The sequence below is a fragment of the Synechococcus sp. genome, assembly GCF_982614295.1.
Genome location: NZ_CEXBMR010000009.1, coordinates 33,165 through 44,612 on the forward strand (window position 1 = coordinate 33,165; position 11,448 = coordinate 44,612).

The following is an 11,448-nucleotide window of genomic DNA, read 5'->3' on the forward strand; positions in this document are numbered from 1 at the left end:
GCAGCTTCTACTGCTTAGCGCGATACTTCGTTCATGCATCAATTACCAAAATTCACCTTGTCCAGCAATTTTCGCTTGCGTTGCGTCCCTAATTCCCTGCTACCCCTGGGCTTATTGATCTTGCTGGGCGGCTGTGGCGGCTTATGGCGTAACAGCAACCCTGTTAAGACACCTCAGCTCAGTGATGGGCCTTCCTCGGCGCCAATTGCTTTGGGCAGCAGTTTTGTTGCTGATGCTGTTGCCAAGGTGGGGCCGGCGGTGGTGCGGATTGATATCAAGAAAGAAGTAACAAACCCGATCGGCGGCATTTTTGGCATGGGTCCCCCATCGCAGCAGCAACAGGGCCTCGGTTCAGGTTTTATTACACGTTCGGATGGGCTTTTATTAACCAATGCCCATGTAGTGGAAGGGGCGGGCAGTGTGGCCGTAACCCTTCCTGATGGCCGCAGTTTTCCGGGCAAGGTGCTTGGCGCTGATCCCCTAACCGATGTTGCGGTGGTGAAGGTGGCAGCCCAAGGGTTACCTGTGGCGCCACTAGGAAACTCAGCTTCAGTGCGCCCAGGCGAATGGGCGATTGCCATAGGTAATCCCCTTGGCCTTGATAACACCGTAACGCTTGGAATCGTGAGTGCTACAGCTCGAACTGATGCCCTTGGTGGAGGCCAGCGGGTGGCCTACATCCAAACCGACGCAGCGGTTAATCCAGGCAATAGCGGCGGCCCTTTAATAAACGATCGGGGCCAGGTAATTGGAATTAATACAGCAATTAGACAAGCGCCAGGGGCAGGTTTGAGTTTTGCGATACCAATAAATAAAGCAAAAACTGTTGCGCAACAAATTTTGGAGGGGGGTAGGGCTAGCCATCCTTACTTAGGGGTGAAATTACAGGCGATCACACCACAACTTGCAAGGGAGGTGAATGCCACGGGTAATAACTGCAAATTGCCTGAACGTAATTCTGTGGTGGTGGTGGATGTGGTGCAAAACAGCCCTGCTGCCCGCGGGGGGATTCGCAGTTGCGACTTGATTTTAAAAGTGGCCGATCAGGCGGTTAAGAGCCCTTCCGATGTGCAGTTGGCGGTAGAAGGGGGCCAGGTGGATCGTGAGTTGCTAATAACTGTGGAACGTCAAGGTAAAACCCAGGTTTTAAAGCTAAAACCGATTGAATTACCACGGCCCCAGGGGTGAAACAAAAGCTGGTATTGGTTGTACTGGCGCGCTTGCCGGCACCGGGGAGATGTAAGAGGCGCTTGGCTGTTGCTATTGGTGCCCTTGCTGCCGCCAGGGTTCAAGCAAAGCTGTTGGCCCACACCATGGCAATAGCGAAAGCATGGCGTGAAATAAGTGCAAATTCAACGGTGCTCTTAGCGATGGGGCCAGCCCAGGGTATTGGTGGCCTTGGTTTGCGCATGCAACGACAATTCAGCCGCGCATTCAATTCCGGTGCCTCTCGGGTGGTGCTGATCGGTAGTGATTTACCCCAGCTCAGCGTTAGTGATCTAGCAAACGCATACGCATATTTAGATCACTGTGATTTGGTCTTAGGACCAGCTTTAGATGGTGGTTATTGGTTAGTGGGTTTAAACCGCCCCAATGGCTCTTTGTTTAGTGGTATTTGTTGGGGTGGTGCTGGAGTGTTAACTGAAACCATCGCTCGAGCTAATGGCATAGGTCTTAGAGCAAAGCTTTTGCAATATCGCTCCGATATAGATGATGTGGGCGATATGGCTCCTTGGCTTGATGATTGACTCCAAAAATTTAGATAACTGGAGTGTGGTGATTCCAGTGCTGAATGAAGTGGAGTTGCTTGGTGGCCTTTTGGCTCAGTTGCAGGATGTGGGTGAATTGCTTGTGGTGGATGGCGGCAGCAGTGATGGCAGTTGCGAATTAGCCCTTTTGATGGGGGCCAAACTATTGAGATTTAGTTTTGCCAATCGGGGTGCTCAATTAGTCCATGGCGCATTGCAAGCAAGGGGCAGCCATTTGTTGTTTGTCCATGCTGATGCCCGTTTACCGGAAGGTTGGAGTGGGCTGCTGGCTAATTGTTTAGAAAAACCAGGTGTGATTGCTGCTGCCTTTCGTTTAAAGGTGCAGGCTGCGGGATGGCGCCTGCGCCTACTGGAATTCTTTGTGCAATTGCGCAGTAGCTGGCGTGAACTTCCCTATGGCGATCAAGGCTTAGCAATAACAAAACAAACCTATGGGCTCGTGGGAGGTTTTCAACCGATTCCATTAATGGAAGATCTTGATCTGGTGCAGCGCTTACAACGGCATGGCCATGTGGTGATAGCACCAGCAGCGATCACGGTTAGTGGTAGACGCTGGCAACACTTGGGGGTATGGCGCAGTTGTTGGCGCAATGCAAAATTACGGGCGGCCTGGCGCCGTGGGGTGGATTCTGAATTATTAGCTAAGCGCTACTAAATATTATATTTACCTGGCATACCAAAATACGCAACGGTTACCCTGCGGTTCAAGATCCCAGCCTTGTGATAAATAAAAACGAACCGCTTGGGCATCTGCAAAAAGAGTTATTTTTTCAACTTCCATACGTCTCAAGCGTTCTAATAACACCAGCATTAAACCTTTGCCAAGCCCGCTGCGTTGATAGAGCGGGTGAATTGCAAGATCCCAAATGGTGGCATCAAGAACACCATCGCCAGTGCAACGGGCAAAACCAATTAAACGGGGAAAGCGTTGATCATGGCGCCATAAACCAATAACTAGTAGCGAATTTTCCAACGCTGTTCGCACCCGCCGTTGCGGCCTTCTGCACCATCCAACTGCATCACAAAGTTGCTCTAATTCCACAAGATCAATCTCACGATCAAAACTTGCAATTAAGCGCAATCTTTCATTACTACTATCTAATTCGCGCCACTCATTCCCATAAAATTTATTAAGAATGGCCTCTGATGATTCTGTTGGCTCCATATTAATAAAGGCTCGCAAGACCCTTCTCTTGGAGATCTGCAAGCTGGGCATAAAGACCACCCTTTGCCCGCAAATCTGTATGGTTGCCTTCTTCTACTACCCGTCCTCTTTTTAATACCAGGATGCGATCACTTGCTTCTACGGTGGCGAGGCGGTGGGCGATTACTATGGCAGTGCGATTTGTTAATAAGCGACCCAGATCCCGCTGCAATGTTGCTTCTGTGCTGGGATCTAGAAATGCAGTGGCCTCATCCATTATCAATATTGAAGGGTTGCGTAAAGCAACACGGGCGATAGCTAATAGTTGCCTTTCACCGGAACTTAAATTACCACCCCTTTCTCTTAGCGATGTATCTAATCCATTTGGTAAGCGTTCTAATAATGGCGAAAGGCCCAAATCATTGCATAGCTTTTCAAGTTCAGGCCTAGTAATGTTGGTATCAAGTTTTAAATTATTTTCGACATTACCACTAAATAAAAATGTGTCCTGCAACACAACACCTAAGCGTTTTCTTAATTCTGCAATTTGTATTCCACGAATATCAATCCCGTCCAGCAATATTCTGCCCTGCTGCTGCTCGTAAAGGCGACATAAAAGCCTAATGACGGTTGTTTTACCAGAACCGGTGGGGCCCACCAGAGCAACGTGCTCACCTGGGGCAATATGCATATTTATATGTTGCAGAATTGGTTCATCATCTCTGTAAGCAAAACAAACGTCTTCAAAAATTACCTCCCCTAATTTTGGTTGATTAGATACTGTAAATGTTGTTGCATTTTGAATATCTAGGGGTTGATCTAGTAATTCGTCTATACGCTCCACGGCGGTTAAACCCGCTTGAATTTGCGTAAATCTTTCCGCTAACTGCCGCAAGGGATCAAATAATCTTTGCGAAAAAAGAATGAAGGTTGTTAGCACACCGAGCCCCATCGCTCCCGATGTAACCAGATGTCCTCCTATCGCAAGAACTAAAGAAACAGCTGCAAGTGAAATCCATTCAAGTAGTGAGGAAATTGCGCTGTCATAAAAAATCGTGCCATCTACCGCTCGGCGATATTTGGCATTGGTTATTGCAAATTTCTTACTATTGAGATTTTCGCGTCTAAACATTTGCACCACCTCAAGACCTTGAAGATTCTCCTGAAGATCAGAATTTAATTGCCCGAGTTCTTCCCTTACTCTGTAATTTGCTTTCCGGTAGCGTTGCTGCAAACTGATCACAAGCAAAGTAATAGGCACTTGCAAGGCAAGCAGGAGAAATCCTAAAGGGCGATTTATAGATAGCATTAATGTTGCAATTACCACAAAAGTAACAATATCTGCTAACACGCCAATTGCGCCAGAGCCAAAAACTTCCGCTAACGCATCTACATCATTTGTGAGCCTTGTTATTAATTTCCCAACGGGGGTGCGGTCGTGGAATCTTAATGAGAGGTTGAGACTATGGCTAAATAAATCAATTCTTAATTGAGCTGTAAGCCGTTGGCCGATGGTTTGCACTAAAAGACTCTGGCTACCCTGCAAAGCCAGCCGTATTAATACTGCCACCAGCAATAGCCCTATTAACCAGCGAATTGCTAGAGCCATCGGCATCGCTTCCAGCCACCACCAGGAGGGTTCAGCGCGCAGAACAGAAATTACTTGCCCCACCAAAAGTGGTTGCACTGCACCGGCTGCCGCCACTGGTAACAGCAGAATTAGTGCAATTATTAGGCGCCTTCTATCCCGGGCGAGATATGGCAACAGGCGTTGCAGCCGGGCCAAATCCTTCATGGATTTTTTTGTTCAATAGCAGCCATTGCATCCACTAGATCCTGCAGCTGGCCGTTATCAAGGCGTAGCGAAAGGGGATTAGCAACAAGACGCGCAGTGCTGAAAAAGAGATCTTCAATTGCAATTAGGCCGTTGTCTTTAAGGGTGCGGCCGGTGGCAACAAGATCCACGATCGCTTCTGAAATACCAGTGAGGGGCCCCAGCTCAACCGATCCGGTGAGATGGATTAGATCTATTGGTAGATCAAGTTTTTCAAAAAATTCGGAGGCGCAACGGGTGAATTTGCTTGCTACGCGGCAATGGGCGGGGAGGTCGGCGGCACAGCGGTAAGGGCTGGATTCTTTTACCGCCACTGCCATGCGGCAACCACCAAAACCAAGATCAAGCAGCTGGGCAACATTGCGTTGCTGCTCCTGCAACACGTCGTAACCCACAACTCCAAGTTGCGCTTGGCCATAGGCCACATAAACCGGCACATCACCATTTCGAACAAGCAGGGCCCGTGCATTTCCGCAGGCGCTTGGCACCATCAATAAACGGTTATCGGGGTTGGTGATGGCACTGAAATCAAGGCCTGCCGCGGCAAAACGAGCTACCGAATCTCCCAGCAGTGCCCCTTTTGGAAGGGCAACAGTGATCATGATTGCTACTAACCAATCGAAACTGTAGTCACCAGCACTGGCCTGTGGCGTCAAACTAACTGCAATGAAGCTGTTGTAATGCTTGAAATCCTGCGTGTACCAGTGCTACGCGACAACTACATATTCGTAGTGGTAGCAGCAGATAAGCGCGCCGCAGTTGTGGATCCTGCAATAGCAGAGCCGGTGCAGCAACTGCTTACAAGCAGGGGGCTGAATTTGGCTTTGATTTTGCACACACATCACCACAGTGATCACATCGGCGGCACACCCCAATTACTGCAGCAGTGGCCTGCTGCTGAGGTGTGGGCTGCAGCTTCAGATCGCGAGCGAATTCCTTTGCAAACTCGTGGATTAGTTACAGGCGATGCTTTGAATCTATTTGGCCGTTCTATGCAGGTGTTAGAGGTGCCAGGTCATACAAGGGCCCATATTGCGTTTTACCTGCCTCCCACCGATACAGAAGGGCCTGAATTATTTTGTGGAGATACTTTATTTGCCGGTGGTTGCGGCCGCTTATTTGAAGGCACAGCAGCGCAGATGTGGAACTCTTTACAGCAATTTGCGGCCTTACCTGGCAATACCCGGGTTTGGTGCGCCCACGAATACACAGAGGCAAATTTACGTTTTGCAGTTAGCCAGGAGCTAGATAATGAAGCTCTTAAACAACGTTTGCAACAGGTGCAGGATTTGCGGGCAAGGGGTATTGCAACTGTGCCCAGCAGTATTGAATTGGAGTTAGCAACCAATCCATTTATGCGTTGCGATCAAAAAGAACTGCAAGCGATTACTGGTTTTGAGGATCCAGCAGCAGTGCTAGCTGAAATTCGCCTCCGTAAAGATCAGTTTTAATTTTTTGGATCAGATTCCTTGTTTGCTGTGAGAATTGCTCTGGTTTGCAACAACAGCGATGGATCAGCAGCAAATTGAAGCGGTGCAAACAGGCCAAGCTCCAGCTCCGGTGGGTCCGTATAACCAAGCTGTGAAGGCTGGGGGGCTGCTTTTTTGCTCCGGGCAAATTGCCCTTGATCCAGCAACAGGTGCAATGGTGGGTGGTGGTGATGTGGAATTAGAAACACGCCAGGTGTTTACTAATTTGCAGGCGGTTTTAACTGCTGCTGGCTGTTCAGCAGAACGGGTGGTGCGCACAACAGTTTTTTTGGTGGATCTAGCTGATTTCAAGCTTGTGAATGATATTTATGCTGAAGTTTTTTCGACAGGTGTATCACCCGCGCGTGCATGCGTACAAGTGGCAGCATTACCCAAAGGAGCAAGAGTTGAGATTGATTGCATTGCTTTATTATGAAAATTTGACCCTAGGTGCTTAAACAGTTATATTAAATTGTCCTTGAATTTTTCACAGTGATTGAACCAATGATTGCCGCTTATCAGGCTTTTTGGACGCGTGCTTTTGACTTTTCCGGCAAAAGCACAAGGAATGTTTTCTGGTATGCATTTCTTGATAATTTCATAATAACTATTATTCTTGCGATTCTTTCAAGCCAAGTTTCTGTTTTTGGCGCATTAACAACGCTTTATACAATTGCAACTATCATTCCAGGGATTTCACTAGTTATTCGTAGATTGCGCGATGCTGGTAAAGCATGGGCTTGGGTATTTATTGGTTTGATCCCTGTTATTGGATCGATTTGGCTGCTGGTTTTATATTGCCAACCTTCAATCCCTGCTTAAAACTAAATTTATTAAGAACCCCAGTTTGAATATTGATCACAGGTTTTCATAAGGGCTTTCCCTTTATTGGATTCTGCATATTGACCAAGATTGCCTCTGAAATCTTCTGGGGTTTCATTCCAAGCACAGGTGCACCATGCGGCGGCTTTCGTTTGCCATTTATATAAGCTATACATTGAGAATATTGGGAATTGTCTGATGAGGGCAAACGGTTATATTCTTGGGCGCTTACTTTTAAGCTTGTACTAAGAAAGCCAAAGCAGATTGTGGCAGCTACTATGCATAAATTTATTTAATATTTTTATTAATTTATTTTGCGAAATTTTCCCTTAGAGTAATCAGCAGAATTGTTAGACATTAAATTCAAAAAAAAATTGTCTCAATATTAGCACCTATTCAGCTTCTAGGGAACTGAGTAGAAGCCAGCGCTCCTCCCCCTGACTGATACGTTCGCAGAGAGCTGCAAGTTGTGTGGTGAGATTTTCAATATCTGCATAGTTCGCTGTGAGCAGTTTTGCTTCCAGAGCCATTTTTTCTAGTTCTAAATTCGGCAGGGTATTATCTAATTCATTTAACTCACGTTGTTCTTTATAACTGCGTTTTCGAGCTGCTTTTGTTTTTATATCTGCTTTTGTTTTTATATCTGTTTTTGAAGAATTGTTTGCAGTGGTGCCAGATGTTACTAGTAATCCTGCTGTAGGTGCTGCTGTAGATGTAATTTTTTTCTGTTGCAGCTGTTGCAGCTGTTGTTGATGTTCAAGCCATTCGCTGTAATTACCTTCAAATCTTTCCAAGATGCCGCCAGGTTGGAAGCAAAATAGGCGATCGATTGTGCGATCTAAGAAATAACGATCGTGGGAAACAATTATTACGCAGCCACGAAAATCTTCGATGTAATCTTCCAATACACCTAGGGTATGAATATCAAGATCATTTGTTGGTTCATCAAGAAGTAAAACATTTGGTGCTGCCATTAATAGGCGGCATAGGTGCAATCGACGTTTTTCGCCGCCAGATAGCTTTGATACTGGGCTATATTGTTGAGCTGGCGGAAATAAGAAGCGCTCTAATAATTGAGATGCGGATAGAAATTCCCCTTGGCCAAGATCTATCCGCTCTGCAACTTCCTTGATAACCTCAATTACTTTTAATTCATTAGATAACTCTTCTGAATGTTGATCAAAGCAGCCAATAACAACTGTTTCACCCCGTTGCACCAAGCCTGAATCAGGTTGCTGGCGCCCATTAATTAGATCTAGCAATGTTGATTTACCAATTCCATTAGGGCCGATAAAGCCAACGCGGTCCTCTGGCGAGAAGCTATAGCTGAAATCACTAATTAATTTACGATCGCCAATATTTCGGTGAAGATTTTCTATTTCAATAACTGTTTTGCCCAGGCGCCTTCCAGCGCTTGCCATTTCTAGTTTTACCTTCACTGGTCTAAATGTTTGTTCCTGCATTTCTTCAATGCGTTGGATGCGTGCTTTTTGTTTTGTGCTACGAGCTTTTGGCCCTCTTCTTAGCCATTCCATTTCGCGACGCATAACTGATCGATAAGCCCGTTGCTGAGCGGCATCAGCGATATCTTCTTGGTTCTTAAGATCTAGATAAGCCCCATAATTACCAGGATAACGTTTTAATTTACCTGCTTCTAATTCAACAATAGTATTTGTTACTTTTTCAAGAAAATATCGATCGTGGGTGATTAGAACTAGGGCTCCCGGAAAGCGGACCAAAAATCCCTGTAACCATTCTGTTGCAACGGCATCGAGATGGTTTGTGGGTTCATCTAATAGCAGGCCATCCGGTTCGGCTACAAGTGCTGCTGCCAGTGCTAAGCGTTTGCGGTAACCGCCCGAAAGTTCACCCACTTTGCGTTGGGGATCATCAATACCTAAACGGCTTAATACCTCATGACATTGCCGTTCTAATTCCCATGCATTTAATTGATCCATCCGGCCACTAAGGCTGCCGAGTTCAGCGAGAAGACTGTTACTTTCAGGATCTGCCTGCAATTGCAGTGTTACATCTTCATAGCGTTTTACCAGTTGCATTTTTTCGCCGCTGTCTGCGAAAACTTGCTCTAACACTGTGCGATCTGGATCCAGGCTTGGATTTTGATCTACATAAATCACGCGGCTGCGGGGATTTATTTGCACCGTTCCAGCCCCTGGTGGTTCAAGACCAGCCATCAAGCGCATCAGGGTGGATTTACCTGAACCGTTGGTGCCGATCAGCCCCATACGTTCTTTCGGACCTACTTCGAGGTTCACCTTGTCGAGCAAGGTTTTTACCCCATAGTCCTTTTCTACGTTTTGAAGACTGATCAGTGTTTTGCTGCTACTGCCTTGAGCCTGTCATGGGGTGTTGCCATGATGTTGTTGCATCGGCAGTGGTCCATGAAGGTAATTGTGGATTTGTGTGTAGTACCAGTGGGTGTTGGTGTGAATCTTGCGCCTTTCATCGCCACATGTGAGCGAGTGCTCACAGCAGCAGGTTTAAAAATCCAACTTCATCCCAATGGCACTGCCATCGAAGGGGAGTGGGATCAGGTGTTTTTGGCGATCCGCAATTGCCATGAACAACTCCATGCCATGGGTTGTGCACGTTTATTTAGCTCTTTGAACGTAAATACACGCATTGATCGTGATCAAACCTTGGAGCAAAAAGTGGCAAGTGTTGAGGCCTTACTGAATGCTGATCTGGATTGATCAGCACTACTGAACTGAGCATTTTTCAACAGGCAACAAATAGTTTCCCACCGGTTTTCCACAACCTTTTTAGTGTTTTGTTTAACTGGGGCATGGTGTTGCAGGAAACATCAGGGAAAAAGGTTTTCCGCTTGACAGCCCATAGCGATCGGGCGGGACCTGCTTGCGATTTCATTGCTTGATACTGAAACCTGTTGCTGCTACTGGATTTTTGTTTAATTTAAGGCTTGTGTTGGCTTTTGGAATCTTCTTTGACTTGTGGGCCCCTGTTGTGGCCTTATGGGTGTTCAGGCAAGAAGAAAGCTGAATGGGTGAAGGCGCAGACTTGATCACAACGCAAGTGAGTGTGGAAAACCAATTTCCAGAGGATTTATTTTTGGCAATGGTTGGGTTTATCAGTGCACATCCAGAATGGGATCAATACCGTTTGATGCAATCAGCGGTAGCGGGGTTTCTTTTTCAGCAGGGATGCAAAGAACCAGCAGTAGTTCAGCATTATTTGAATGGATTATTTCAAAGACCAGGAGTAATTAAAGCTTGAAAATAGATTTATTTTGCTCTTGATTTTTTCTCTTACTTAACTAGAATACGTTAATAGATATTGGCATTTTGACTTGGAATGCCAACGGAGCTATTAGCTAGTGCCTGTGTGATATTTTTTAAATATTTCTACCTCTAACTCCTTTCTCATATGCGTTATTACTTCGCGAACATAAGCTTTTTCATTTTCTTCAGAGGTAATAATCTGCTTGGTAACCTCGCGAAGAGTTTCAATGCTGTTGCAGTTGTCGATCTCACGGAATGCTGCTTCGAGACGAAACTTTTGTTCTATTGAAAGTCGATGGTTAGACATGTTTTTAGGGGTAGATAGATAGCCCTGTTAGTACAGGGCTATAGGAACTCAGAGATATTTAATGTTGAACTTCTGAAATTGTAAAAGGCGCTGGGGGATAGCTTGTTGGTAATGGATCAACTTCCCCATTGGCAAGCGCTTTTGCTCTGATATACATCAGGCTGCTCGTTGCACCTTGTGCTTCCATGGCATTAGCAACGGTGACCCAATTGCGGATTTCGGTAGTCATTTTTGGCGTTGCAATTTGAACCCATTAATAATCGCTATCTCGTCTGGTTGAACGCGAGGCGGAAAGCCGCACCACTACCGAACCTCAATAATCGAGGCCACCATTGTTTGGTTTGTTTCTGGTGCATCAATACAAGCCAAACGCACTGTGGTTTTGTTTGTGCCGCTAGGAGTAGTAACGCGAATGGTGTCGACATCACCCATTGAAAGCAGCTTTAAAGCAGTTGCAGCGAGCCCAAAAAACAAAGGTGTAGAGGTGGTGGGAGGTGGCTCAAGTGGTCGCGAATAGAGGATTAGAAGCGTCCGAAGTGGTCGCAAGCCAGGTGTTGGTGCGGGATCTAAAAACCCACCTTTCCGAATAGCTAGCGCGCGCGCAGGCTGGAGAAGTTGTGGAGGTCACCTCCCACCGCAAACCCATCGCCCGCATCACTGCTGTGAAGCCAGTGGATTCAGGGTTAACCAGCCTGCTGCAAAAAGCGATTGATGCGGGACTGATCAGCTGGAACGGTGAGAAGCCCAACTTGCCACCTCCCGTGAAGTTGCGGGGGCAAGGGAAGTTACTCAGCGACATCGTGATTGAGGATCGGGGTTGAGCTGGTGATCCTTTTTTGTGAC

The 11,448-nt window shown here is 46.5% G+C and carries 15 protein-coding genes; 9 read left to right on the plus strand and 6 right to left on the minus strand.

The genetic code is table 11. The features are described 5' to 3' along the window. Positions 1–57 precede the first annotated feature (57 nt). The 3 genes from AC2JC8_RS02750 to AC2JC8_RS02760 are packed head-to-tail and all read left to right on the plus strand — an operon-like array spanning position 58 to position 2,424. Entirely contained in the window at positions 58–1,188 is a 1,131-nt protein-coding gene (locus AC2JC8_RS02750; RefSeq protein ID WP_484594165.1) for a trypsin-like peptidase domain-containing protein, read from the plus strand. Further along, positions 1,185–1,748: a TIGR04282 family arsenosugar biosynthesis glycosyltransferase gene (locus tag AC2JC8_RS02755; RefSeq protein ID WP_484420219.1), complete on the plus strand. Its 564-nt coding sequence runs from the start codon at positions 1,185–1,187 to the stop codon at positions 1,746–1,748. Before AC2JC8_RS02750 ends, AC2JC8_RS02755 begins: the two co-directional genes overlap by 4 nt. Next, complete coding sequence (locus AC2JC8_RS02760) at positions 1,741–2,424, plus strand: TIGR04283 family arsenosugar biosynthesis glycosyltransferase (protein WP_484594166.1); 684 nt, start codon at positions 1,741–1,743, stop codon at positions 2,422–2,424. Before AC2JC8_RS02755 ends, AC2JC8_RS02760 begins: the two co-directional genes overlap by 8 nt. 9 nt (positions 2,425–2,433) lie before the next feature. On the opposite strand, the gene AC2JC8_RS02765 is transcribed toward AC2JC8_RS02760, so the two are convergent. The 3 genes from AC2JC8_RS02765 to hisG are packed head-to-tail and all read right to left on the minus strand — an operon-like array spanning position 2,434 to position 5,349. Next, positions 2,434–2,934, minus strand: coding sequence for a GNAT family N-acetyltransferase (locus AC2JC8_RS02765; protein WP_484594167.1), 501 nt, complete (start codon positions 2,932–2,934; stop codon positions 2,434–2,436). Position 2,935: 1 nt separating this feature from the next. After that, the gene (locus tag AC2JC8_RS02770) at positions 2,936–4,708 is read right to left on the minus strand and encodes an ABC transporter ATP-binding protein (RefSeq protein WP_484594168.1); all 1,773 of its coding nucleotides are present in this window, start codon (positions 4,706–4,708) and stop codon (positions 2,936–2,938) included. Then, positions 4,705–5,349 (minus strand): ATP phosphoribosyltransferase, encoded by a 645-nt coding sequence (hisG, locus tag AC2JC8_RS02775; protein WP_484594174.1) that lies wholly within the window; start codon positions 5,347–5,349, stop codon positions 4,705–4,707. The genes AC2JC8_RS02770 and hisG overlap by 4 nt, the downstream gene beginning before the upstream one ends. 78 nt (positions 5,350–5,427) lie before the next feature. On the opposite strand from hisG, the gene gloB reads away from it, so the two are divergent. The 3 genes from gloB to AC2JC8_RS02790 are packed head-to-tail and all read left to right on the plus strand — an operon-like array spanning position 5,428 to position 7,038. Further along, positions 5,428–6,198, plus strand: a complete 771-nt coding sequence (gene gloB, locus AC2JC8_RS02780) for a hydroxyacylglutathione hydrolase (RefSeq protein ID WP_484594169.1) — start codon at positions 5,428–5,430, stop codon at positions 6,196–6,198. A 58-nt stretch (positions 6,199–6,256) separates the two neighbouring features. Further along, positions 6,257–6,652, plus strand: coding sequence for a RidA family protein (locus AC2JC8_RS02785; RefSeq protein ID WP_484420339.1), 396 nt, complete (start codon positions 6,257–6,259; stop codon positions 6,650–6,652). A 56-nt stretch (positions 6,653–6,708) separates the two neighbouring features. Continuing rightward, positions 6,709–7,038, plus strand: a complete 330-nt coding sequence (locus tag AC2JC8_RS02790; protein ID WP_484420340.1) for a DUF805 domain-containing protein — start codon at positions 6,709–6,711, stop codon at positions 7,036–7,038. 392 nt (positions 7,039–7,430) lie between these two features. On the opposite strand, the gene AC2JC8_RS02795 is transcribed toward AC2JC8_RS02790, so the two are convergent. After that, on the minus strand, positions 7,431–9,314 hold the full coding sequence (locus AC2JC8_RS02795) for an ABC-F family ATP-binding cassette domain-containing protein (RefSeq protein ID WP_484594170.1): 1,884 nt from the start codon (positions 9,312–9,314) through the stop codon (positions 7,431–7,433). A 126-nt stretch (positions 9,315–9,440) separates the two neighbouring features. Here AC2JC8_RS02795 and AC2JC8_RS02800 point away from each other — a divergent pair, with 126 nt between their 5' ends. After that, a complete protein-coding gene (locus AC2JC8_RS02800) occupies positions 9,441–9,752 on the plus strand; it encodes an MTH1187 family thiamine-binding protein (protein WP_255133366.1) in 312 nt (103 codons plus the stop codon). A 307-nt stretch (positions 9,753–10,059) separates the two neighbouring features. Continuing rightward, positions 10,060–10,293 carry a DUF2811 domain-containing protein gene (locus tag AC2JC8_RS02805; protein WP_484420341.1) on the plus strand — a complete coding sequence of 78 codons (234 nt, stop codon included), beginning with the start codon at positions 10,060–10,062 and terminating at the stop codon, positions 10,291–10,293. Between the two features lie 370 nt (positions 10,294–10,663). On the opposite strand, the gene AC2JC8_RS02810 is transcribed toward AC2JC8_RS02805, so the two are convergent. Both AC2JC8_RS02810 and AC2JC8_RS02815 read right to left on the minus strand, forming a co-directional pair. Further along, a complete protein-coding gene (locus tag AC2JC8_RS02810) occupies positions 10,664–10,834 on the minus strand; it encodes a hypothetical protein (RefSeq protein ID WP_484420342.1) in 171 nt (56 codons plus the stop codon). A gap of 74 nt (positions 10,835–10,908) precedes the next feature. Continuing rightward, positions 10,909–11,151 carry a hypothetical protein gene (locus AC2JC8_RS02815; RefSeq protein WP_484594171.1) on the minus strand — a complete coding sequence of 81 codons (243 nt, stop codon included), beginning with the start codon at positions 11,149–11,151 and terminating at the stop codon, positions 10,909–10,911. 71 nt (positions 11,152–11,222) lie between these two features. On the opposite strand from AC2JC8_RS02815, the gene AC2JC8_RS02820 reads away from it, so the two are divergent. Then, positions 11,223–11,426, plus strand: coding sequence for a type II toxin-antitoxin system Phd/YefM family antitoxin (locus AC2JC8_RS02820; RefSeq protein WP_484594172.1), 204 nt, complete (start codon positions 11,223–11,225; stop codon positions 11,424–11,426). Positions 11,427–11,448: the final 22 nt, after the last annotated feature.